Below are 21832 nucleotides of genomic sequence, written 5' to 3'. Positions count from 1 at the left end.
AATCAGACTGCGACCGGAGGACCGCGCGACGTCGCCCGATCGATGGACAGCGTTTCCGTCCGTTGCGAACAGACGAGGGGCAACATGACGACATGCCAGATGCGATCAGGCAGCCATGTATCGTGACCCGGTGATGGAAGCGCGACCAGCCCGGCGGCAAGACATTGATCGCAATGTTGCGCCGGCATCTGCCTTTCATGCTGCCCGTCCTCGGAACAGATGTCGGAGAACCTGCCGTCCGGCAGCCGATATGCCTCGTCGAAGGCACCGGCGGATGGGAAAGCATAAGCTGGCTGGGCAGCCCCGCCGACCAGCGACAGGATAACGATACAGATGAATTGCGCCGTGATGCCCGATCTGTGCCGCATGCCTCTCAATCGCCCGCCTCCCGTGGAGAAAAATGCTTATCCGAAATCCGGCCCCGACACAAAGCACTCCGCGAGTATATCGCCGCCGGATCCTGTCCTTGAGCCAGATCAACCGCCAGCTGCAATGCGACAGAAATCGTGCTGGTTTCGACATTGAGGTCTTGCCAAACGACATGCCTCAACGATAATGAGCGCCGAACCCGTTGGGAGAAGCCGCTTTGATGCGGTGCCGAAGGAGCAACCGCCCCGGAAACTCTCAGGCAAAAGGACCACGGGAAAGCTACAGGAACTCTGGAGAGAAGCACCGCAAGGGGCTCGCCGAAGGGATAACAATCTCAGGCGAAAAGGACAGAGGGGGCTCGAAACCGACGCGCAAATATTCGTATTTGGCGCGTCCAAATCTGAGCCGGCATGCGACCTGATTTGTTGATCGGGCGGGCCAAACCTGGAGGCGTCCCCATTGGGTGACCAGACCAACGACCAGACTGTTCTCAAGATCACCCCGCTGCATGCATTGCATCTGTCGCTCGGCGCCAAGATGGTTCCTTTCGCCGGCTACGACATGCCTGTGCAATATCCGCTCGGCGTGATGAAGGAGCACATCCACACCCGCACGTCTGCCGGCCTGTTCGACGTCTCCCATATGGGCCAGGTGATCGTGAAGGCGAAGTCCGGCGCTTACGCCGATGCCGCACTTGCGCTCGAAAAGCTGGTGCCGGTCGATATTCTCGGCCTCAAGGAAGGTCGCCAACGTTATGGTTTCTTCACCGATAAGAACGGCTGCATCCTCGACGACCTGATGATCACCAATCGCGGCGATCATCTGCTCGTCGTTGTCAACGCCGCTTGCAAGGATACCGACCTCGCCCACATGAGGGAGAATCTTGAAGCCTGCGACGTGGACCTGCTCGACGACCGTGCGCTGGTTGCCCTGCAGGGCCCGCGTGCCCAAGCGGTGCTGGCCGAACTCTGGGCCGGCGTTTCGGACATGAAGTTCATGGACGTGCGTGAAGTGCCGTTGCACGACGTACCCTGCATCATCTCCCGTTCCGGTTATTCCGGCGAGGACGGTTTCGAGATCTCGATCCCGGCAGACAAGGCCGAAGAAATCGCCAATGCGCTGCTCGGACATCCCGATTGCGAAGCGATCGGCCTCGGCGCGCGGGATTCCCTGCGTCTCGAAGCCGGCTTGTGTCTCTACGGAAACGACATCGACACGACCACATCGCCGATCGAGGCCTCTCTCGAATGGGCGCTGCAGAAGGCCCGCAAGGCCGGAGGCGATCGCGAAGGCGGCTTTCCGGGCGCAGATCGGATCCTCGGTGAACTCGCAAACGGCACCACCCGCCGCCGCGTCGGTCTGAAGCCGGAAGGCAAGGCACCGGTACGCTCGCATGCAAAACTTTATGCGGATCCGGAAGGCACGACCGAAATCGGCGAAGTCACCTCCGGCACATTCGGACCGTCGGTCGAAGGCCCGGTCGCCATGGGCTACCTGCCAACCTCGCATGCCACCCCGGGCACGCAGGTCTACGCCGAAGTGCGTGGCAAATATCTGCCCATGACGGTCGCCGCACTGCCGTTCATCACGCCGACATACAAGCGATAATCCATGATGGTCGTGCCGGACCTATCCCCGCACAAGAACAACAACCAACACCCTTCCAGAGAGGACCTCTCCATGTTGAAATTTACCGCTGAACACGAATGGCTGAAGCTTGAGGGCGATGTCGCAACCGTCGGCATCACCGCCCACGCTGCCGACCAGCTCGGCGACCTCGTTTTCGTTGAACTGCCGGAAGTCGGCAGCGAGCTCACCAAGGACGGCAATGCCGCCACCGTCGAAAGCGTCAAGGCTGCTTCGGATGTCTATTCGCCGCTCGATGGCGAAGTTACCGAAGTCAACCAGGCGATCGTTGATGATCCGTCGCTGGTCAATTCCGACCCGCAGGGCGCCGCCTGGTTCTTCAAGCTGAAGCTGAAGAATGTCTCCGACATTGACGGCCTGATGGACGAAGCAGCCTATAAGGACCTGATCGGATGACCGACAACACCGATTTCCATTTCACCGACTACAATCCCTATGACTTCGCCAATCGGCGTCATATCGGCCCCTCGCCGGCCGAGATGACCGACATGCTGAAGGTCATCGGTTACAAGTCGCTCGACGGCCTGATCGACGCCACCGTTCCCGCCTCCATCCGCCAGCAGACGCCGCTCGCCTGGGGTGCAGCACTTTCCGAACGCGAAGCGCTCGACAAGCTGCGTGAGACCGCCAACAAGAACAAGGTCCTGACCACGCTGATCGGCCAGGGTTATTACGGCACCATCACGCCGCCGGTCATCCAGCGTAACATCCTCGAAAACCCAGCCTGGTATACGGCCTACACGCCTTACCAACCGGAAATTTCCCAGGGCCGTCTCGAGGCGCTGTTGAACTTCCAGACGATGATCTCGGATTTGACCGGCCTCGACGTCGCCAATGCCTCGCTGCTCGACGAAGCGACTGCCGCTGCCGAAGCCATGGCGCTCTGCCAGCGTCAGGCAAAATCGAAGGCGACCGCTTTCTTTGTCGACAAGGCCTGCCACCCGCAGACGATCGCGCTGATCGAGACCCGTGCAGCCCCGCTCGGCTGGACCGTCGTCATCGGCGACCCGATGACCGATCTCGATCCGGTCGACGTTTTCGGTGCGATCTTCCAGTATCCCGGCACCCATGGCGAAGTCCGTGATTTCACCGGCCTGATTTCCCGCCTGCACCAGACCGGTGCGGTGGCAGCCGTTGCCGCCGATCTTCTGGCCCTGACGCTGCTCAAGTCTCCGGGTGAGATGGGTGCCGATATCGCCATCGGTTCCTCGCAGCGTTTCGGTGTTCCGGTCGGTTACGGTGGCCCGCACGCCGCCTATATGGCCGTCAAGGACGCCCATAAGCGCGCCATGCCCGGCCGTCTGGTCGGCGTCTCGGTCGATGCCCGCGGCAACCGTGCTTACCGCCTGTCGCTGCAGACCCGCGAGCAGCATATCCGCCGCGAAAAGGCGACGTCGAACATTTGCACCGCGCAGGTCCTGCTCGCCGTCATGGCCTCGATGTATGGCGTCTTCCACGGCCCGCAGGGGCTGAAGGCGATCGCCCAGGCCGTCCACAAGAAGGCCGTACTGATGGCCAAGGGCCTCGAAAAGCTCGGCTACACGATCGAACAGGACACCTTCTTCGACACGATCACCGTAGACGTCGGCCACATGCAGGGCCTGATCCTGCGGGCAGCCGTCGCCGAAGGTGTCAACCTGCGCAAGGTCGGTGAAACGAAGATCGGCATGTCGCTCGACGAGCGTACCCGGCCGGTGACACTGGAGGCCGTCTGGCGCGCCTTTGGCGGTGAGTTCAAGGTCTCCGATTTCGAGGTCGAATACCGACTGCCGAAGTCGCTCTTGAGAAAATCGGATTACATGACCCATCCGATCTTCCACATGAACCGCGCCGAAAGCGAGATGACCCGCTACATCCGCCGCTTGTCGGACCGCGATCTGGCGCTCGACCGGGCGATGATCCCGCTCGGTTCCTGCACGATGAAACTCAATGCAACAGCCGAAATGCTGCCGATCACCTGGCCGGAATTTTCCGACATCCATCCCTTCGTGCCGGCCAATCAGGCGCTCGGATACAAGGAGATGATCGACGATCTGTCGGACAAGCTCTGCCAGGTCACCGGATACGACGCCTTCTCCATGCAGCCGAATTCCGGCGCGCAAGGGGAATATGCGGGCCTTTTGACCATCCGCAACTACCACATCGCCAATGGCGACGCGCATCGCGACGTCTGCCTCATCCCGACCTCCGCCCATGGCACCAACCCGGCATCCGCCCAGATGGTCGGCATGAAGGTCGTGGTCGTCAAGGTGCGTGACAATGGCGATATCGACCTGGAAGATTTCCGCGCCAAGGCTGAGCAATACGCAGCCAATCTCTCGGCCTGCATGATCACCTACCCATCGACCCACGGCGTGTTCGAGGAGACGGCGAAGGAAATCTGCGAGATCACCCACAAGCATGGTGGCCAGGTCTATCTCGACGGTGCCAACATGAACGCCATGGTCGGCTTGTCCCGCCCTGGCGACATCGGTTCCGACGTCAGCCACCTCAACCTGCACAAGACCTTCTGCATCCCGCATGGCGGCGGCGGTCCCGGCATGGGCCCGATCGGCGTCAAGGCACATCTGGCCGCCTATCTGCCGGGCCATCCGGAATATGACGGTCGCGATGGTGCAGTGTCGGCAGCCCCGTTCGGTTCGCCGTCGATCCTGCCGATCTCCTGGTCCTACTGCCTGATGATGGGTGGCGAAGGCTTGACGCAGGCAACCAAGGTGGCGATCCTCAATGCCAACTATATCGCCGCCCGCCTGAAGGGTGCCTACGACGTGCTTTACAAGTCGGAGGCCGGTCGCGTGGCGCATGAATGCATCATCGACACCCGCCCGCTCAACGTCTCTGCCGGCGTCAGCGTCGACGATGTGGCCAAGCGCCTGATCGATTGCGGTTTCCACGCCCCGACAATGAGCTGGCCGGTCGCAGGCACGCTGATGATCGAGCCGACCGAATCGGAAACCAAAGCCGAACTCGACCGTTTCTGCGAGGCGATGCTGGCGATCCGCGAGGAAGCCCGCGCCATCGAGGATGGCCGCATGGACAAGACCAACAACCCGCTGAAGAACGCCCCCCATACGGTGGAAGACCTCGTCGGCGAATGGGATCGTCCTTACTCGCGCGAACAGGCCTGCTACCCGCCGGGCGCCTTCCGGGTGGACAAATACTGGTCGCCGGTCAACCGCGTCGACAATGTCTATGGCGACCGCAATCTGCTCTGCACCTGCCCTCCGCTGGAGGATTATGCCGAGGCCGCTGAATAGCACCTTCGCACGCAAACCATTGGAAAGGCTGCCCTTGGGTGGCCTTTCCAATATTTTCGTCTTGCTCTTGCCTTGGCGAAATTATTGTTTATTTTAACACCAATCGAACTTTGCTAGCGACTCGTCCGCGGCCTATAGGCGCTTTCTGATTTTCTCTCATCGTCGATCTACCGCCGGCCATCGCGTCGGTAACCTACAAGCGATTGAAAGGAAATCGTTATGAACACTGGAACAGTTAAGTGGTTCAACAGCACCAAGGGCTTCGGCTTCATCCAGCCTGACAACGGCGGCCAGGACGTTTTCGTTCACATCTCTGCAGTTGAGCGCGCTGGTCTGCGCACCCTCAACGACGGTCAGAAGATCAGCTACGAAATCGTTCAGGACAAGCGTTCGGGCAAGAGCTCGGCCGACAACCTGCAGGCTGCTTAACTTCTGTCATCGCCGCACATGACTGCCTTCAGGCGGATGTGACTGGCATTGACCACCAAGGAAGGTCGGGATCTTTCCCGACCTTTTGTTTTTTTAGCATCTACCGTGATTGATACGCATGCTCCACTGGTGTATTGCCCCTGAAACGTCAGGGTCTTGCGCCAGGCAATTGCGCAGCCATGATCACCGATCTTGAACCGGCCTGTCCGTCAGGCCACGACACGTGCCTCCGCAACGGACGCCTGCCCGCCGATAATCGGCTAGGTCCGGCCCAGTGCAGCGCGCGCACCGAAGGAGACCTTTTTGCAAGTACTCGTCAGAGATAACAACGTCGAACAGGCACTGCGCGTGCTCAAGAAGAAGCTGCAGCGCGAAGGCGTGTTCCGCGAAATGAAGGCTCGCAGCGCTTACGAAAAGCCGTCTGAAAAGCGCGCTCGCGAAAAGGCCGACGCCATTCGCCGCGCCCGCAAGCTGGCCCGCAAGCAGATGCAGCGCGAAGGCCTGCTGCCGGCACCGAAGAAGAAAGTCATCGTAGCTCGCGCCCGCTAAGGCGCGATATCTGCGACGCGGCCAGGTGGACAGCGTGCGACTGAGCACGCCGTCTGCCGAGCAGCAACCTGAAACATCCAGGGGGAGGATGGATGAGAGGATGAGTGAAGTGACCGCGACCAAAGACCAATTCTTCAAGCCGGAAAAGATGTCCGCACAGGCCAAGGCCGAACAAACCAACTCCGTCGTTCGGGATATTCTCGACGCCGAGATCGTTGCGCGCGACAAGAAAACCGAAAAGCTGCGGGCCATGCGTCTTGCCCAGCAGGAAGAGGCCGCAGCAAAAGCGTCCGCCGAACCCGAGCCGAAAAAGCGTACCCGCAAGGTTGCTGCCAAGTAGCAGCCCACGCACTCGCCGGCCAAGCCCACTCACGTTTTTATCGTCACATTTGAACCATTTGGCGCCTTTCGCGTTATCCACCCAAGGCCGATTGCATCCGGAAATTTCCGATGCAGTCCATGGGTGTCATGACATGCGAGACACCCGCCGCTTCCCGTTTTCAGCTGCCGAAGACCGGCCTGCGGGGATGATGGTTTGCGCGTGAGGACAGAAATGTTTCGGGAAAATGCTTCGTCAAACATCGTGCTCGGGTCGGATGATCTCGAGCTTCTGCGCCGGTTTCTCGAAGCCTGGTGCGAGGAAAACAGTGTCGCGCCAGACAGCGATCAGGCACAGGCGATCGCCGCCGGTCTGGTGAACTGGTATCAGTTCGAACTCGGCGACCGCAATCTGATCAAATCAGACCCGCCGCAATCTCTGCCCGAATCGATGGAACTCAAGCGCCTGATGCGGGAACTCGCCGCCGCCTGACCAAGGCCTGACGCCGGCGAAAGACGACGCTCAGTCGAGCTGTCGCTCGATCTTTTTCGCTGCCTGCCAGAGATCTTCCATCCGCTCCAGTGTTGCTGCGTCAAGCGTTTCACCCGCCGCGTAAAGTTCAGCCTCGATATGGCCGAATCGCCGGCGGAATTTCGTATTGGTGCCGCGCAGCGCCATTTCCGGATCGGCCTTCACATGCCGACCGATATTGACCACGGCAAAGATCAGGTCGCCGAGCTCATCGGCCACTTTGTCAGCTTTGCCCGAGGCAAGTGCCTCGCGCAGCTCAGCCACTTCCTCCTCGATCTTGTCGAGGATCGGCTCGGGTGCGGACCAGTCGAAACCGACTTTCGCCGCTCGCTCCTGCAGCTTAAGCGCCTCCGTCAGCGCCGGTTGCGCCCGGTGAACGCTACCGAGAAAGCCAGCCTTGGAATCCTCGGCAACCTTCGAACCTGACGCACGGGCTCTTGCGGCACGCCGCTCGGCTCTCTCGCGCTTCTCCTGTTCCTTGATCGCATCCCATTGGAGCTTGACCGCTTCCGGCGTATCGGCATCGGATCTGGCGAAGACATGCGGATGGCGGCGGATCATTTTCCTCGTCACGGCCTCGACCACGTCGCCGAAGGCGAACTCGCCGGTCTCTTCGGCAAGACGGGCGTGAAACACGACCTGCAGCAAGAGGTCGCCGAGTTCCTCGCAGAGATCATCCATGTCGCTGCGTTCGATCGCATCGGCCACCTCATAGGCCTCCTCGATCGTATAGGGCTTGATCGACGCGAAATCCTGCTCCAGATCCCAGGGGCAGCCGGTCACGGGCGTGCGCAGCGCCGCCATGATCTCGATCAGGCGCGAAATATCCTTTGAAGCTTCCATGCTGAATGTCCTTGGCGCTCAGTTGAGCGGAATGTCATTGTCGCCCTTGCCGGACTGATAGCTGTCCGACAGGCGCTGATAGCCGGCCTTGATCCGCGCCGTCTGATCTTTCAGATCCTGCCGCAGCGGCTCTTCTTCCGTCTCGACCAGATCGGCAATGAAGAAGGAATTCCAGAATGCGTTCGACCGACGATAACCGCCAGGCTCCAGCCCGAACACCTCTTTCAGGATCTTCAGATCGTGCGGAATGGCAAACGCATCGCGCGAATCCTCATGACTGAAGAAGGAATAGAAATTGTCGAAACCGGCCCAGGTGATCGCCGACATGCACATGGTGCAGGGTTCGTGCGTCGACAGGAAAATCAGGTCCTTGGTGGAAAGTCCTGAAGTCTTTTCATAGAACCGCTTGAGCGTGTGAACCTCGCCATGCCACAGCGGATTCTCCAGCTCGTTATTGGTCTCGGCAATCACCAGCGACAGGTCGGACTTCTTCAGGATCGCCGCTCCGAACACCTTGTTGCCGGCGGCAACACCCTGCTCGGTCAGCGGCAGGATATCGTGTTCGATGACGTTCAGAAGGCGGGCGGCAAGTGTCATGGAAGGGCTTCTCTGGCTTGGATGTCTAGGTTGTTTGTGGCCTTTGATCGGCTGACCGAAGCAAAACCGTTTAATCTACTGGAATACTAGAGAAATATCGCCTGCGGTGGCTTTTGCTCAAGAACCGGTTGATCGTGAAACAGAAATACCCGCGTGCAATGCACTTCGCATATCCATTTCTTCAAATCGCGCGGCAGATTGTGGATATTTCCACCATATGTTTCAGGATAACCGCATGTCTTCAAGCCATCAACGTCTGTCGGCCTTCCCGGCGTTTTTTCGCGTGCGGGGAAAAACTGTAGCAATCTTCGGCAATGGTGACGAGGCCTATGCCAAGGCGCGGCTTCTGGCCAATACCGATGCCGAAATTTTCGCTTATGCGCCCGCTCCCGAGCCGGATTATGCGAAATGGCTCGCCGGCCAGGGCATAGAACCAATCCGCGAGGACTTCTCCGCCGAACAGGTGAAAGGCGCCACGCTCGTTTTTGCCGCGACCGGCGACCGGGCGCAGGATCAACGTATCGCCACTGCGGCCCGAGCTGAAAAGATCCCGGCAAATGCAGTCGATCAGCCGGATTTCTGCGACTTCTTCACGCCTGCCCTCGTCAACCGTGCCCCGGTTGCCATCGCCATCGGCACCGAAGGCGCCGGCCCGGTTCTGGCCCAGATGATCCGCGCCCGCATCGACCAGATGCTGTCGCCGTCGCTTGGAAGGCTCGCAAGCCTTGCCGCCGATTATCGCGATGCGGCGGAACGGCTGGTGCCGCGCGGCGTGTCACGCCGCATCTTCTGGCGCCGGTTCTTTTCCGGTGACGTGGCGGATGCGATCGATGCCAACGACCCGGCCTCCGCCCGCCGCGCCGCCAATGCCCTGCTTTCCACCTCCGGCCAGGCCGAGGGAAAAATCTGGCTGGTCGGCGCCGGTCCCGGCGCAGAGGATCTTCTGACGCTGCGTGCCCAGCGCGTGCTGATGGAAGCCGATGCGATCGTCTACGATGCGCTCGTGCCGCAGGCGATCGTCGATATGGGCCGCCGCGATGCCGAGCGGCTGTCGGTCGGCAAACGCAAGAACTGTCATTCCAAGAGCCAGGACGAGATCAACCGTCTTCTGGTCGATCTCGGTCGTCAGGGCAAACGCGTCGTGCGGCTGAAAAGCGGCGATCCGCTGGTCTACGGCCGTGCCGGCGAGGAGATGGCGGCTTTGCGTGATGCAGGAATCGCCTACGAGATCGTGCCCGGCATCACTTCCGCCTTTGCCGCCGCCGCCGATTTCGACCTGCCGCTGACGCTGCGTGGCGTCGCCTCGTCGCTGATCTTCACCACCGGCCATGACCTAACCGGCAAGGTCCTGCCCGACTGGGCAAGCCTTGCCATCTCGGGCGCCACGATCGCCGTTTATATGGGCCGCACGGTCGCAGCCTCGGTCTCCGAGCGCCTGATGGGCGCTGGCCTCAGCCCCGATACGACGGTTGCCGTGATCGAAAATGCCAGCCGTGCCGACCGCCGGCTTTTCCATGGCGTGCTCGGCGAACTGCCGCAGCTGGAAAGCCGCGACGATCTCGATGGCCCGGTCATGGTGATCATCGGCGAGGCCGTCGCCGGTGCGAATTTCGACAAATCCGAGCCACTTTCCGCGGCAAGGTCGCAACCCCGCGACCAACGCGAACTGGCTCAAGACATGAGGACGAACTGATGGCAGACAAGGTTCTGGCAGATAAGGTTTTGACGGCCAACCGCCTGTCCGATGGCATCGCCGTGTGGCTGGATGCCGCCGGCCATTGGACGGAAACCCTGCAGGATGCGCTGGTTGCCCGCCATGCGGAAGCGATTGCCTCGCTGGAAGCGATCGGCAAGCGCGATTTCGCCGACAACAAGGTGGTCGACGTTGCCGTCATCGATGTCGAGGAAGTCAACGGCAAGCTTTGGCCGACCCGCCTTCGCGAGCGCATCCGGGCCGCTGGCCCGACCATGGATTATGCCACCGGTTACGGCAAAGCCGACGCCGCCTTTATCGCAGTCTGATACCGAAAGTTCTGGGATCCCATGTATCGTTACGATGAATTCGACCATGCCTTCGTGTCCAGCCGCGTGGAACAGTTCCGCGATCAGGTCGAGCGCCGCCTTTCCGGCGAACTTGCCGAGGACGCGTTCAAGCCGCTGCGCCTGATGAACGGCGTCTATCTGCAGCTTCATGCCTATATGCTGCGCGTCGCCATTCCCTATGGCACGCTGAATGCGAAGCAGATGCGCATGCTCGCCCATATCGCCCGCAAATATGACCGCGGTTATGGCCACTTCACCACCCGTCAGAACATCCAGTACAACTGGCCGAAACTGTCGGACACGCCGGATATCCTGGCGGAACTCGCAAGCGTCGAGATGCATGCGCTGCAGACGTCTGGCAATTGCATCAGAAACGTCACCGCCGACCATTTTGCCGGCGCTGCTGCCGATGAGGTTGCCGATCCCCGCCCCTACGCCGAAATCCTGCGCCAATGGTCCTCGGTCCACCCGGAGTTTTCCTTCCTGCCGCGCAAGTTCAAGATCGCCGTTACCGGCGCAGAGCGCGACCGTGCAGCCATCCAGGTCCACGATATCGGTCTTCATCTGAAGAAGAACGACAAGGGTGAGATCGGTTTTGCCGTTTATGTCGGCGGCGGCCAGGGCCGCACGCCGCTGATTGCCAAGAAGATCAACGATTTCCTGCCCGAGGGCGACCTGCTCTCCTACATCACCGCCGTGATGCGCGTGTATAACCTGCACGGCCGGCGCGACAACAAATACAAGGCCCGCATCAAGATCCTCGTCCACGAAACCGGCGTCGAGGAACTGACCCGTCAGGTGGAGGAGGAATTCGCCCATCTGCGTGAAACCGAGCTGAAGCTGCCAGCGCAGGATGTGGCGGCGATTACCGCCTATTTCGCCCCGCCTGCTTTGCCCGCCCGCGCCGAAGGCTGGGCGCAGTTGGCCGCCTGGAAAAAGCAGGACGAGGCCTTTGGCCGCTGGGTCAGCCAGAATGTCCAGCCGCACAAACACCCCGATTACGGCATGGTGACGATTTCGCTCAAACCGATCGGCGGCATTCCGGGCGATGCGTCCGACGTGCAGATGGATGTGATCGCCGATCTGGCCGAGGAATTCGGCCATGACGAGATCCGCATCAGCCACGAGCAGAACGTCATCTTCCCGCATGTGGCGCTGGCAGACCTCGAGCCGCTCTACCGGGCATTGACCGCACACGGGCTGGAGACCGCCAATTCCAACCTAATCACCGATATCATTGCCTGTCCCGGCCTGGACTATTGCGCGCTCGCTAACGCCCGTTCGATCCCGGTAGCCCAGGAGATTTCTACACGCTTCGGCGCCGCTGAAAGACAGGCCGAGATTGGTGAGCTCAAGATAAAAATCTCCGGCTGCATCAATGCCTGCGGCCACCACCATGTTGGCCATATCGGCCTTCTGGGTGTCGAGAAGAAGGGTGCCGAACTCTACCAGATCACGCTCGGCGGTTCCGGCGACGAAAACACCTCGATCGGCGAAATCATCGGCCGCGGTTTCGAGCCGTCCAAGGTGACCGATGCGATCGAGACGATCGTCGACACCTATCTCGGCCTTCGCGAAAGCCGGGAAGAGACCTTCCTCGCTGCCTATCGCCGTGTCGGACCGCAACCCTTCAAGGAAGCACTTTATGGTGACGCCAAGGCGGAGGCTGCGTGATGGCTGGGAACGCAAAAATCTGGAGAGAGACCGGCTTCGTCGAAAACGATCCGTGGATCATCGAAACGGACGAGGTGAAGGCCGAGGGTGATCAGAAGGTGCTTCTGCCGCTCGAGCAGTTCATCGAACGGGCCGAAGCCAGCAACGATATCGGCCTCGGCGTTTTGATCCGCCCGGCCGACGACGTGATGACGCTTGAACCCTATCTCTACCGCATCGAGTTGGTGGCGGTGGATTTCCCCGCCTTCAACGACGGCCGCGCCTTCAGCCACGCCTCGCTTCTGCGCGACCGGCTTGCCTACAGGAACGAGCTGCGTGGCGTCGGCGATGTGCTGATCGACCAGGTACCGCTGATGCTGCGTTGTGGCATGGACAGCTTTGCCGTCACCAATGCGACGGCCTTGAAGCGGTTGGCCGAAGGCCGACTGCCCGGCATCGCCGTGCATTACCAGCCGACCGCGCAACATGCGGAAAAAGGCGACGGTTACAGCTGGCGGCGGCGCTCCGTCACCGCCTGAGAGATTCCCGAAATTGCGGGAGAGTTAAAGGTGACTTTCCCGCACATATTTTTTAAGCTTTCCGCGACAATGGGCGGGGATGCCTTCAAAAGCGCTGCTTGATAGTATATCTCGCTGACGCAACAGAACGACTGGAAGACCGATCGCGATGAACGCTCCTGCGAAAAACGAAGACTTTGCCGTAAAGATCCCCGATGGGGTTTATGCCGAGAAGGTGCTGGATGTGCAGCATTATACCGACCGGCTGTTCCGTTTTCGGATGACCAGGCCGGCAGGGTATCGTTTCCGCTCCGGCGAATTCGCCATGATCGGCCTGATGGTCGGCGAAAAGCCGATCTACCGTGCCTATTCGATCGCCAGCCCCTCCTGGGATGAAGAGCTCGAGTTTTTCTCGATCAAGGTGCCGGACGGACCGCTCACCTCGCATCTGCAGAAGATCAAGCCGGGCGACACGGTGCTGATGCGCAAGAAGCCGACCGGCACGCTGGTGCTCGATGCACTCACGCCCGGCAAGCGTCTCTACATGTTCTCGACCGGCACCGGCATCGCACCGTTTGCGAGCCTCATCCGCGACCCGGAGACCTATGAAAAATTCGAGGAAGTCATCCTCACCCATACCTGCCGCGAAGTCTCGGAGCTGAAATACGGCCAGGACCTGATCGAGGAGATCAGGAACCACGAATTCCTCTCCGAACTGGTCGGTGACAAGCTGAAGCTCTACTCGACCGTCACTCGCGAGGATTACCCCTATCAGGGCCGCATCACCGACCTGATCGAAAACGGCAAGATGTTTGCAGACCTCGGCGTTCCTCCTCTCGACCCGGCAGTCGACCGCGGCATGATCTGCGGCTCGGCCGCCATGCTGAAGGACACGAAGGAACTGCTCGAAAAGGCCGGCCTCACCGAAGGTGCCAACAACAAGCCGAGCGAGTTCGTGATTGAACGGGCTTTCGTCGGCTGATTGCTCCATAGCGGGCTGGGGCATTGCCCCTAGTCCGCGACACGACCCTTGTCCGCGCTCGGGGCAATCTCGTTCCGGTAGATCACGAAGACCACGAGTGCGATAACGGCCACCCCACCGCCGACCAGATGCGACAGCGCATAACCACCCTTGCTGACAAGCCAACCGGCCACCACATTGCTGAGTGACGCACCGATGCCCTGCACGGTCATCACGCTGGCAAAACCGATATTGAACCGCCCGCTTCCCTTCAGAATGCGCTCCACCGCAACCGGCGTGACGATGCCGAGAAGGCCCGCACCTGCTCCATCCAGGATCTGCACCGGCCACACCACCCAGAACCCGTCGAAACTGCCGGCGATCAGCCCGCGTATCGGCAAAGCCGCCAGACCGATCGCAAGCGTCGCGGCCAGCCCGATGCGGCGGATCAAAAACGGCGTCGCGACCGCCACGGCAACCATGGAAAGCTGGGCGATGCCGGTAATGATCGCCGTCGTGCGAAACGGCGTGCCGAGTTCGATCGCGAACTGCTGGGCGATCAGCCGGCTCATCGGTGCGTTGCCGAAATGGAAGATCATGAGGATCAGCGCGAGCAGGATCAGGCCACGGCTTTTCAACAGCACATCGAGGCCAGAAGGCGCCTTGGTGGTATCGGCTTCGACCGTGTTTCTGTCCGGCTGAAGGCCACGCGCGACCTTGTGGTCGATACGGGCTGGATCGATAAACGCGACGGCGGCGAGCGCGCCGAAGGCGGTGGCGATCATCAGCCAGATCATGCCCAGCTGACCGAACAGCGAGATGACCACAAACACCGCAAATAACGATGCAAAATTGCCGGTGTGATTCCAGAACTCATTGCGGGCGATCTGCTGGGAAAACAGCCTTTCCCCAACAAGCCCGAGCGTCAGCCCTGCCAGAGCCGGCCCGATGACGGCGCCGACCACCGCCGTACCGATCTGCCCGATCCAGACGACCGCCGGTTCGGGCGACAGCAGCGTGATCAGGGCAGCCACCGTGACGAGCACGACGGGTCCGGCGATCAGCGCCCGTTTCCATGGCGTTCCATCCACCAGCGCGCCACAAAGCGGCGTAGCCACCAGTCCGATCAGACCGCCGACCGTGGCGATCAGTCCAAGCGACAGAGACGACCAGCCGCGCGTGGCAAGAAACGCATCAAGGAACGGACCAAGCCCGTCCCGCGCATCGGCGAGAAAAAAGTTGAGCACGCAGAGCGCCGCCAGCGACCGGTCTGAGACGATCCGCGGCGGCACCTTGCCAAGCGGCTGGCCACCCGGAGATCTGGAGGAGGAAACGTCTGTCATGGACATGAACTGCGGACCTGGCGCGAAAATGCGCAGCCACAATGCGCAGACGGGATTTTGGTTGCGCGAACGTTTCTCCTGCCACGGAATCGATCGCCGGCATCTGTGATGGTGTTGTTTGCGATGTTTGGGAGAGAGGATCGGAGGGACAGGCTGCGGTGAGCGTCGATCCCCTCACTGGCAATTTCTGAAACTTAGCCTTCGGCTAAGATTTCGAAATTGCTTTCTCTCCCACAAGGGGAGAGATGACATTGCCGCACCCTCGGCGCCTTGCCTCTCCCCTTGTGGGAGAGGTTACAAAATCAAGATCTTAGCGTCAGCTAAGTCTTAGATTTTGTTGGTGAGGGGATCGCCTCCACCACGCCGCCTACCGCTCCCAGTCTTCCTTCTCGCGCTTCGGCCCGTGGCCGAGCCGACGGTCGAGTTCGGTGGCCTGGGCCTCCGACATGCGCACCTCGAGCGTCACAGAACCGTCCTCGTTGTCGGCGCGGCCATCGACGATCGAGTTGCTGTAAACCCAGGAGACCAGCGCCAGCTTGGTCGCGGGAATGGTGATCGAGGTTTCGGTCAACACACCCGACAGCCGCTTGGCGATCTCGTCCATCAGCGGATCGAGGCCTTCGCCGGTGACCGCCGAAAGCGCCATGATATTGGTGCGGCCCTTGGCCCGTTCGGCCAGCGCGTCATGCGTTTCCGGGTCGAGCCGGTCGATCTTGTTCCACACTTCGATGATGCGCTCGGAGCTTTCCTTCTCGTCGATGCCGAGATCGGCGAGAATGCGCAAAACGTCATGCGACTGGGCGGCATTGTCCGGGTCGGACATGTCGCGCACATGCAGGATCAGATCGGCTTCCAGCACCTCTTCCAGCGTCGCGCGAAAGGCGGCAACCAGATGGGTTGGCAGGTCGGAAATGAAGCCGACCGTATCGGACAGAATGACGGTGCGGCCATGCGGCAACTTCATCCGCCGAAGCGTCGGGTCGAGCGTCGCAAACAGCATGTCTTCGGCCAGCACGCCCGCACCGGTGATGCGGTTGAAAAGCGTCGATTTGCCAGCATTGGTGTAACCGACCAAAGCCACGATCGGATGCGGCACCTTGCGGCGCTTGGCGCGGTGAAGCTGGCGGGTGCGCACGACCTGTTCCAGCTCGCGCTCGAGCTTGATGATCTTGTCCTGCAGCTGCCGACGGTCGGCTTCGATCTGGGTTTCACCCGGCCCCCCCATGAAGCCTGCACCACCGCGCTGGCGTTCAAGGTGGGTCCAGGACCTCACAAGCCGGCCCTTCTGGTAGTTGAGATGGGCGAGATCGACCTGCAGCGTGCCTTCTTTTGTAGAAGCCCGGCGGCCGAAGATTTCGAGGATCAGGCCGGTGCGGTCGATGACCTTCGCACCCCATGCCTTTTCCAGATTGCGTTGCTGTACCGGCGTCAGCGGATGATCGACGATGACGAGACCGGCATCGCGCTCGTCGAGAAGATCTTTGATCTCCTCGATCTTGCCTGTCCCCATCAAGGTGGCAGGACGCGGCTGGTTGACCGGAACGATCAGCCCTTCGGCGATGTCGAGATCGATGGCGCGGGCAAGGCCTGCCGCCTCTTCGAGCCGTGCCTCGCTTGAGCGCTGCGGTGCAGGCGTCGCAGATGTGTCGCCCTGCCCGCTGCGGGCACGCGTCTGCTTGAGCACCGGCACGATGACCACGGCGCGCATGTCGTCCCGGTGCTTTTCGGCTTCCGGGACGAGTGATTCGTTAGACGTATCTCTGGTAGAAACTGTCTTTGTCCTTAAGCTGCGTTTTCTTCGGTCTCGAACATCTGCATCGGCTGGCCCGGCATGATGGTGGAGATGGCATGCTTGTACACGAGCTGGGAGTGCCCGTCACGACGAAGAAGGACGCAGAAATTGTCGAAGGAGGTGACGACACCCGTGAGCTTTACCCCGTTGATGAGGAATATTGTCAGGGAGATCTTCTGCTTGCGAACTGTGTTGAGAAATAAATCCTGCAGGTTCTGAGAACGTTCCGCCATAGCGCCGCTTCTTTCTTTCTTGCCGGCATGTGCCGGGATAATGATCTCAAGTGATAAGAGATGATTGGGAAACGCCCCGTGTTTCCCTTCCCCCAAAACTCTGGTTATCAAATCGTCGTCTTTTCCGCAATCTCGAAAAAGGCGTCGCGAATATTCGATGCGACACTGCCCGGATGACCGTTGGCGATCGTCTTTCCGTCGATTGAAACGATTGGAGTGCAGATGCCGGTCGCCGAGGTGAAGAACACCTCACGGGCGGCCAGCATCTCGTCCCTGGTAAATTCCCGTTCTGCAAACGCCACCTTGAGCGAGGCTGCGACATCGAGAAGCGTCGTGCGGGTAATGCCGCGCAGAATACCGTGTTCGGCCGGACGTGTTATGAGCGTGCCGTCGGCGGCAACGATCCAGACATTGGCCGAGGCCCCTTCCATGACCATGCCGTTGCGATCGATATAGATCGCATCCTGCGCGCCGGCATCCTTGGCCTGCTGCTTGGCAAGCACATTGGGCAGCAGACCGACAGTCTTGATATCCACCCGGTCCCAGCGGTTCTCCGGCACGGTGATGACCTTGATGCCGTTCTCATATCTGCGAAGCGCCACCGATGGATCGCTGGACTTGGCAGTGATCACCAGCGTCGGTTCGGTTCCAGCCGCCGGAAAAACATGGTCGCGCCTTGCCGCGCCGCGGCTGATCTGCATGTAGAATAGCCCGTGATGCACATGATTGCGGCGCAGCACCTCGCGGATGACTACAGTCAGGGCATTGCGGCTCATCGGAGAAGCCATCCGCAATTCGGCAAGCGACCGATCGAGACGGTCCAGATGACGGGTCAGATCGACGATCAATCCCTGGCGAACCTCGCAGACTTCATAAACGGCGTCGGCAAACTGAAAGCCCCGATCCTCGACATGCACCCCGGCATCGAAATGATGGACATAGGCACCGTTCACATAGGCAATTCTGGACATCAAAATACTCACACCCGGCAATCCGGGACTAACGAAAATCCGTCATCCTGTCCGCCGGCGCCTCAGACGCCGAGCGATTTCAGCTTCCTGTGCAGTGCCGACCGCTCCATCCCGACAAACTCCGCGGTGCGCGAAATATTGCCGCCAAAACGGTTGATCTGGGCGATCAGATAGTCGCGCTCGAACATCTCGCGGGCTTCGCGCAAAGGCAGCGTCATGATGTGAACATTGCCCTTGGATGAAACCTTCGGCAGCATGTCGCCGAGATCGGTCGGCAGCATGTCGGCCGAGATCGCCGTGTCCGGCCCGTCGGTGCGTGCAAGGATCATCAGCCGCTCGATATTGTTGCGCAGCTGGCGGATATTGCCCGGCCAGTCATGCGCCTGCAGCACCGCCATCGCGTCGTCGCCGATCTTGCGCGGTCGAATGCCCGCCTGTTCGGAAACCTGCCGCATGAACATGTCGACGAGGAACGGAATGTCCTCGCGCCGTTCGGCAAGCGCCGGCACCTTCACCGGAACGACTGCCAGCCGGTGATAGAGATCCTCGCGGAACGCCCCCTCGGAGATCAGGCTTTCGAGATTATAGGCGGTCGATGAGATGATCCGGACATCGACCTTCACCCGCTTGGAGCCACCGACCCGCTCGAATTGCTGGTCGACGAGCACGCGCAGGATCTTGTTCTGGGTCTCGCGCGGCATTTCGCCGATCTCGTCGAGATAGAGAATGCCGCGATGCGCCTCTTCCAGCGCGCCGATCTTGCGTGGCTGGCCGGGCGTTCCCTCGGTGCCGAACAGCGCCATTTCCATCCGCTCCGGGGTGATCGTCGCAGCATTGAGCGCCACGAACGGTCCGGCTGCACGCGACGACTTGCGATGCATCATCCGGGCAACCAGTTCCTTTCCGGAACCGGACGGACCGAGGATCATGATGCGGCTATTGGTCGGCGCGACCTTCTCGATCGTCTGGCGAAGCTGCGACACGGCAACCGACGTGCCGATCAGTTCGGCGGCATCGCCGGTGCGCCGCTTGAGCTCGGAGACCTCACGCTTGAGCTTGGAATTTTCCAGCGCACGCTCGGCAATCAGGATCAGCCGGTCGGCCTTGAACGGCTTTTCGATGAAGTCGAAGGCCCCGCGCTTGATCGCCGACACGGCCGTCTCGACATTGCCGTGACCGGAAATCATCACCACCGGCAGGTCGGGATGCCGGCTCTTGATCTCGTCGAGCAACGCCAGCCCGTCGAGCTTTGAGCCCTGCATCCAGATGTCGAGAAACACCAGCCGCGGCACCCGGTCGGAGATCGCCGCCAATGCGCTGTCGCTGTCATAGGCCATCCGCGTCTCGTGGCCCTCGTCGGAGAGAATGCCCGAAACGATTTCGCGGATATCCGCCTCGTCATCGACAACCAGAATGTCAGACGCCATAAGCCATTTCCTTGTCTTTATCCGTAATGGGTGCCGCCTTTGTCTCGACATGCGGCAGAAGCACCCTGATCATGGCGCCCTTGCCATGATCGAAATCGGCAGGGGCATCATGCAGCTCGAGCTGGCCCCCGTGTTCTTCGATGATCTTCTTGACGATCGCGAGGCCGAGGCCCGTGCCCTTTTCCCGCATCGTCATATAGGGTTCCAAAATACGGTGGCGGTTCTCCGTCGGCAGACCGACGCCATTATCGACCACGTCGACGACGAAGAGATCCCTCGCCTTGTCATAGATCGATCGCACCATCACCTTGCGCCCGTCGCGTTCTTCGCCGGCCGGCACCATTTCGATCGCCTCGACGGCATTCTTGACGAGATTGCCGAAGGCCTGGCCAAGCATCCGCGCATCGAACAGGCCGTTCAGCGGCGCATCGCCAAGCTCGCGGATGAAATCCACATGGGTCGTTCCCATCTCGCGCAGGAAGATCGAGTCCTTCAAAATGGACCTGAGGTCGGCGATTTCCTTCGATGGTTTCGGCATGCGCGCGAACGAGGAAAATTCGTCGACCATGCGGCCGATATCGCCCACCTGCCGCACGATCGTATCCGTGCACTGGTCGAACACGGCCCGGTCGTTTTCGTCGATCTGCTTGCCGTAACGGCGCTTCAGGCGCTCGGCGGAAAGCTGGATCGGCGTCAGCGGGTTCTTGATCTCATGAGCGATCCGGCGTGCCACATCCGCCCAGGCGGTCGATCTCTGGGCAATCACCAGATCGGTAATGTCATCCAGCGTGATGACATGGGAATCGCTTGCTGTCCGCTGTTCCTCGCGCGTCACCTGGACCGACAGCGTACGTTCCTTGCCGCCGCGCATCAGGTTGACTTCCTTGCGGAACTCGCCGCGCGAACGTGTCGTCGCTTCGGTCAGGACATGGTCGATCTCCGGCGCCACGTCCTGCAGCGTCTTGCCGATCAGATCGCCGGAGCTGGTACCGAGCATTTCCTCGGCCGACGGGTTGACGATGCTGATGCGCCGGTCGTCGACGCCGATCACCGCAGCCGTCACGCCCGAGAGCACCGCCTCGATAAACCGGCGGCGGTCGTCCACCTCGTCCTTGGCCTCCAGGATCTCGTCTTGCTGGGTGCGGATTTCCGAGATCATCTTGTTGAACGTCCGTGCCAGACTGCCGACATCGCCGTCCACCGCGCGCACCGGTACGACGACGTTGAGATTGCCGCTGCCGACACTGTCTGCGGCCGAGATCAGAAGACGGATCGGCCGCACGATACGGTCGGCGACGGCAATCGCCGCCCAGATTGCCGCAAGCAGCACGATCAGCGCAAACCCGAGATAGAGGACCGCAAAGGCGACTTGCAGCGACATTCGCCCTGCTTCCATCGACTTGTATTCGGCGCTGTTTTCCTCCATCAGCCGCATCGCGTTCATCACCTTCGGATCGACGGCACGGATCGTGTAGAGGAAGGTGCCGGAGATTGCGTCGGTCTTGATCACCGCACCAACCAAATTGGTCACGCCCGGCGGGATCAGCGTCGGCTGGCCGGCAGCGGCAGATTTCAGCGCATCGGCGGGAATGGCCGGCAGCGGCCGCTCGGTCTTGATATCGGCCTGCGCGATCGCCTGGCCATCTTCCTGCACCAGGAAGGCGCCGAGCATGCCGCGCCCGCGCGCCTGCCGCGTCATCAGGTCGAGGAAACCGGTGCGGTCGAGATAGAACATCGCCCGGTTGCGCTCCAGATCGTTCGACATCGATACGGTCTGTCCCTGCAGGTAGCTTGCATTCTCCATCATATAGGCGCGTGCAACGTCCTGCGACGACTGAACGATCGACTGGGTGCGCAGTGAAAACCACCGGTCGAGGCCGACATTCAACGTCAGGCTGGCAAAGATCGCCACCAGCACGGCAGGCGTTATCGCGACGATCGAAAACAGCACCACGATGCGCACATGCAGCCGCGCTGCCGCCCGGCCACGGTTGCGCGCCCTGACGAGCCGGGTGACCTCGCGCCCGATGAGATACACCAGGCCGAGAATGAACAGCGAGTTGATCACCGCAGAGGCGATGACGACGTTACCGGTCGGGGCGATCGGTGTCAGGCCGAGCAGCACCAGCAAGGTCAGCATGGCGCAGATCAGCGCGCCGCCGGCCAAAAGCAAGCCCGGAAGCGCGAAGGAAGCCCGGCGATCCTGAACGAGAGTTGCCGCGTGACCGTCGGTAAGGGGCGCTGTTCGGCCGTCCACCATCGTCTCCCTCCCGTCCTGGGGCCAATATCTGATCGCCAGACCACAAGGTGGAGAGACGAGCCATGACTGATCGAAAATCTGCCGTCTCGG

21 protein-coding genes and 2 riboswitches are annotated in these 21832 nt (G+C 60.8%); of the genes, 12 read left to right on the top strand and 9 right to left on the bottom strand.

Annotation, left to right across the window (positions count from 1 at the left end; translation table 11 throughout):
* Window positions 1–2 precede the first annotated feature (2 nt).
* Complete coding sequence (locus AC2GXZ_RS29390; protein ID WP_483762804.1) at window positions 3–368, bottom strand: hypothetical protein; 366 nt, start codon at window positions 366–368, stop codon at window positions 3–5.
* 194 nt (window positions 369–562) lie between these two features.
* A riboswitch (glycine riboswitch) is annotated at window positions 563–649 on the top strand.
* Window positions 650–730, top strand: a riboswitch (glycine riboswitch). It begins immediately after the preceding riboswitch.
* Window positions 731–828: 98 nt separating this feature from the next.
* Between AC2GXZ_RS29390 and gcvT the strand changes: the two genes are divergently transcribed.
* The 7 genes from gcvT (at window position 829) to AC2GXZ_RS29355 (ending at window position 7062) form a co-directional block, all read left to right on the top strand.
* Window positions 829–1977, top strand: a complete 1149-nt coding sequence (gene gcvT, locus AC2GXZ_RS29385; protein WP_483762803.1) for a glycine cleavage system aminomethyltransferase GcvT — start codon at window positions 829–831, stop codon at window positions 1975–1977.
* A gap of 72 nt (window positions 1978–2049) precedes the next feature.
* The gene (gene gcvH, locus AC2GXZ_RS29380; RefSeq protein WP_483762802.1) at window positions 2050–2412 is read left to right on the top strand and encodes a glycine cleavage system protein GcvH; all 363 of its coding nucleotides are present in this window, start codon (window positions 2050–2052) and stop codon (window positions 2410–2412) included.
* Window positions 2409–5273, top strand: a complete 2865-nt coding sequence (gene gcvP / locus AC2GXZ_RS29375) for an aminomethyl-transferring glycine dehydrogenase (protein WP_483762801.1) — start codon at window positions 2409–2411, stop codon at window positions 5271–5273. Before gcvH ends, gcvP begins: the two co-directional genes overlap by 4 nt.
* A gap of 219 nt (window positions 5274–5492) precedes the next feature.
* The gene (locus tag AC2GXZ_RS29370; RefSeq protein WP_132272296.1) at window positions 5493–5702 is read left to right on the top strand and encodes a cold-shock protein; all 210 of its coding nucleotides are present in this window, start codon (window positions 5493–5495) and stop codon (window positions 5700–5702) included.
* Between the two features lie 303 nt (window positions 5703–6005).
* The gene (rpsU, locus tag AC2GXZ_RS29365; protein ID WP_483762800.1) at window positions 6006–6251 is read left to right on the top strand and encodes a 30S ribosomal protein S21; all 246 of its coding nucleotides are present in this window, start codon (window positions 6006–6008) and stop codon (window positions 6249–6251) included.
* A gap of 109 nt (window positions 6252–6360) precedes the next feature.
* Complete coding sequence (locus tag AC2GXZ_RS29360; RefSeq protein WP_483762823.1) at window positions 6361–6591, top strand: hypothetical protein; 231 nt, start codon at window positions 6361–6363, stop codon at window positions 6589–6591.
* 213 nt (window positions 6592–6804) lie between these two features.
* Complete coding sequence (locus AC2GXZ_RS29355) at window positions 6805–7062, top strand: hypothetical protein (RefSeq protein ID WP_483762799.1); 258 nt, start codon at window positions 6805–6807, stop codon at window positions 7060–7062.
* A 30-nt stretch (window positions 7063–7092) separates the two neighbouring features.
* On the opposite strand, the gene mazG is transcribed toward AC2GXZ_RS29355, so the two are convergent.
* Window positions 7093–7944 (bottom strand): nucleoside triphosphate pyrophosphohydrolase, encoded by an 852-nt coding sequence (gene mazG / locus AC2GXZ_RS29350; protein ID WP_483762798.1) that lies wholly within the window; start codon window positions 7942–7944, stop codon window positions 7093–7095.
* An 18-nt stretch (window positions 7945–7962) separates the two neighbouring features.
* Window positions 7963–8541, bottom strand: a complete 579-nt coding sequence (locus AC2GXZ_RS29345) for a deaminase (protein ID WP_483762797.1) — start codon at window positions 8539–8541, stop codon at window positions 7963–7965.
* Between the two features lie 235 nt (window positions 8542–8776).
* Between AC2GXZ_RS29345 and cysG the strand changes: the two genes are divergently transcribed.
* From cysG to AC2GXZ_RS29320, 5 genes are all read left to right on the top strand, one after another.
* The gene (gene cysG / locus AC2GXZ_RS29340) at window positions 8777–10234 is read left to right on the top strand and encodes a siroheme synthase CysG (protein WP_483762796.1); all 1458 of its coding nucleotides are present in this window, start codon (window positions 8777–8779) and stop codon (window positions 10232–10234) included.
* A 14-nt stretch (window positions 10235–10248) separates the two neighbouring features.
* The gene (locus AC2GXZ_RS29335; protein ID WP_483762822.1) at window positions 10249–10563 is read left to right on the top strand and encodes a DUF2849 domain-containing protein; all 315 of its coding nucleotides are present in this window, start codon (window positions 10249–10251) and stop codon (window positions 10561–10563) included.
* 21 nt (window positions 10564–10584) lie between these two features.
* On the top strand, window positions 10585–12258 hold the full coding sequence (locus AC2GXZ_RS29330) for a nitrite/sulfite reductase (RefSeq protein WP_483762795.1): 1674 nt from the start codon (window positions 10585–10587) through the stop codon (window positions 12256–12258).
* Complete coding sequence (locus AC2GXZ_RS29325; RefSeq protein ID WP_483762794.1) at window positions 12258–12776, top strand: DUF934 domain-containing protein; 519 nt, start codon at window positions 12258–12260, stop codon at window positions 12774–12776. The genes AC2GXZ_RS29330 and AC2GXZ_RS29325 overlap by 1 nt, the downstream gene beginning before the upstream one ends.
* A gap of 148 nt (window positions 12777–12924) precedes the next feature.
* On the top strand, window positions 12925–13737 hold the full coding sequence (locus AC2GXZ_RS29320) for a ferredoxin--NADP reductase (protein ID WP_483762793.1): 813 nt from the start codon (window positions 12925–12927) through the stop codon (window positions 13735–13737).
* Window positions 13738–13766: 29 nt separating this feature from the next.
* On the opposite strand, the gene AC2GXZ_RS29315 is transcribed toward AC2GXZ_RS29320, so the two are convergent.
* From AC2GXZ_RS29315 to AC2GXZ_RS29290, 6 genes are all read right to left on the bottom strand, one after another.
* Window positions 13767–15059 carry an MFS transporter gene (locus AC2GXZ_RS29315; protein WP_483762821.1) on the bottom strand — a complete coding sequence of 431 codons (1293 nt, stop codon included), beginning with the start codon at window positions 15057–15059 and terminating at the stop codon, window positions 13767–13769.
* 367 nt (window positions 15060–15426) lie between these two features.
* Window positions 15427–16767: a GTPase HflX gene (hflX, locus tag AC2GXZ_RS29310; protein ID WP_483762792.1), complete on the bottom strand. Its 1341-nt coding sequence runs from the start codon at window positions 16765–16767 to the stop codon at window positions 15427–15429.
* Window positions 16768–16841: 74 nt separating this feature from the next.
* Window positions 16842–17084 carry an RNA chaperone Hfq gene (gene hfq, locus AC2GXZ_RS29305; protein ID WP_007757453.1) on the bottom strand — a complete coding sequence of 81 codons (243 nt, stop codon included), beginning with the start codon at window positions 17082–17084 and terminating at the stop codon, window positions 16842–16844.
* Between the two features lie 107 nt (window positions 17085–17191).
* Window positions 17192–18055, bottom strand: coding sequence for a D-amino-acid transaminase (locus tag AC2GXZ_RS29300; RefSeq protein WP_483762791.1), 864 nt, complete (start codon window positions 18053–18055; stop codon window positions 17192–17194).
* A gap of 62 nt (window positions 18056–18117) precedes the next feature.
* Window positions 18118–19482 carry a nitrogen assimilation response regulator NtrX gene (gene ntrX / locus AC2GXZ_RS29295; RefSeq protein WP_483762790.1) on the bottom strand — a complete coding sequence of 455 codons (1365 nt, stop codon included), beginning with the start codon at window positions 19480–19482 and terminating at the stop codon, window positions 18118–18120.
* Entirely contained in the window at window positions 19472–21742 is a 2271-nt protein-coding gene (locus AC2GXZ_RS29290; RefSeq protein ID WP_483762789.1) for a sensor histidine kinase NtrY-like, read from the bottom strand. Before AC2GXZ_RS29290 ends, ntrX begins: the two co-directional genes overlap by 11 nt.
* Between the last annotated feature and the right edge of the window lie 90 nt (window positions 21743–21832).

It is taken from the genome of Aliirhizobium sp. YIM B11859, assembly GCF_057163345.1.
Note: the sequence above shows the minus strand (reverse complement) of the source record. Positions and strands in the feature narration are given on the sequence as shown.

Coding starts and splice junctions, on each gene's coding strand:
- AC2GXZ_RS29330 (WP_483762795.1), top strand. CDS start 10,585: ATGTATCGTTACGATGAATTCGACCATGCCTTCGTGTCCAGCCGCGTG.
- AC2GXZ_RS29345 (WP_483762797.1), bottom strand. CDS start 8,541: ATGACACTTGCCGCCCGCCTTCTGAACGTCATCGAACACGATATCCTG.
- AC2GXZ_RS29315 (WP_483762821.1), bottom strand. CDS start 15,059: ATGACAGACGTTTCCTCCTCCAGATCTCCGGGTGGCCAGCCGCTTGGC.
- AC2GXZ_RS29390 (WP_483762804.1), bottom strand. CDS start 368: ATGCGGCACAGATCGGGCATCACGGCGCAATTCATCTGTATCGTTATC.
- AC2GXZ_RS29290 (WP_483762789.1), bottom strand. CDS start 21,742: ATGGTGGACGGCCGAACAGCGCCCCTTACCGACGGTCACGCGGCAACT.
- hfq (WP_007757453.1), bottom strand. CDS start 17,084: ATGGCGGAACGTTCTCAGAACCTGCAGGATTTATTTCTCAACACAGTT.
- ntrX (WP_483762790.1), bottom strand. CDS start 19,482: ATGGCGTCTGACATTCTGGTTGTCGATGACGAGGCGGATATCCGCGAA.
- gcvH (WP_483762802.1), top strand. CDS start 2,050: ATGTTGAAATTTACCGCTGAACACGAATGGCTGAAGCTTGAGGGCGAT.
- AC2GXZ_RS29355 (WP_483762799.1), top strand. CDS start 6,805: ATGTTTCGGGAAAATGCTTCGTCAAACATCGTGCTCGGGTCGGATGAT.
- AC2GXZ_RS29300 (WP_483762791.1), bottom strand. CDS start 18,055: ATGTCCAGAATTGCCTATGTGAACGGTGCCTATGTCCATCATTTCGAT.
- mazG (WP_483762798.1), bottom strand. CDS start 7,944: ATGGAAGCTTCAAAGGATATTTCGCGCCTGATCGAGATCATGGCGGCG.
- AC2GXZ_RS29320 (WP_483762793.1), top strand. CDS start 12,925: ATGAACGCTCCTGCGAAAAACGAAGACTTTGCCGTAAAGATCCCCGAT.
- cysG (WP_483762796.1), top strand. CDS start 8,777: ATGTCTTCAAGCCATCAACGTCTGTCGGCCTTCCCGGCGTTTTTTCGC.
- gcvP (WP_483762801.1), top strand. CDS start 2,409: ATGACCGACAACACCGATTTCCATTTCACCGACTACAATCCCTATGAC.
- AC2GXZ_RS29325 (WP_483762794.1), top strand. CDS start 12,258: ATGGCTGGGAACGCAAAAATCTGGAGAGAGACCGGCTTCGTCGAAAAC.
- AC2GXZ_RS29370 (WP_132272296.1), top strand. CDS start 5,493: ATGAACACTGGAACAGTTAAGTGGTTCAACAGCACCAAGGGCTTCGGC.
- hflX (WP_483762792.1), bottom strand. CDS start 16,767: ATGCGCGCCGTGGTCATCGTGCCGGTGCTCAAGCAGACGCGTGCCCGC.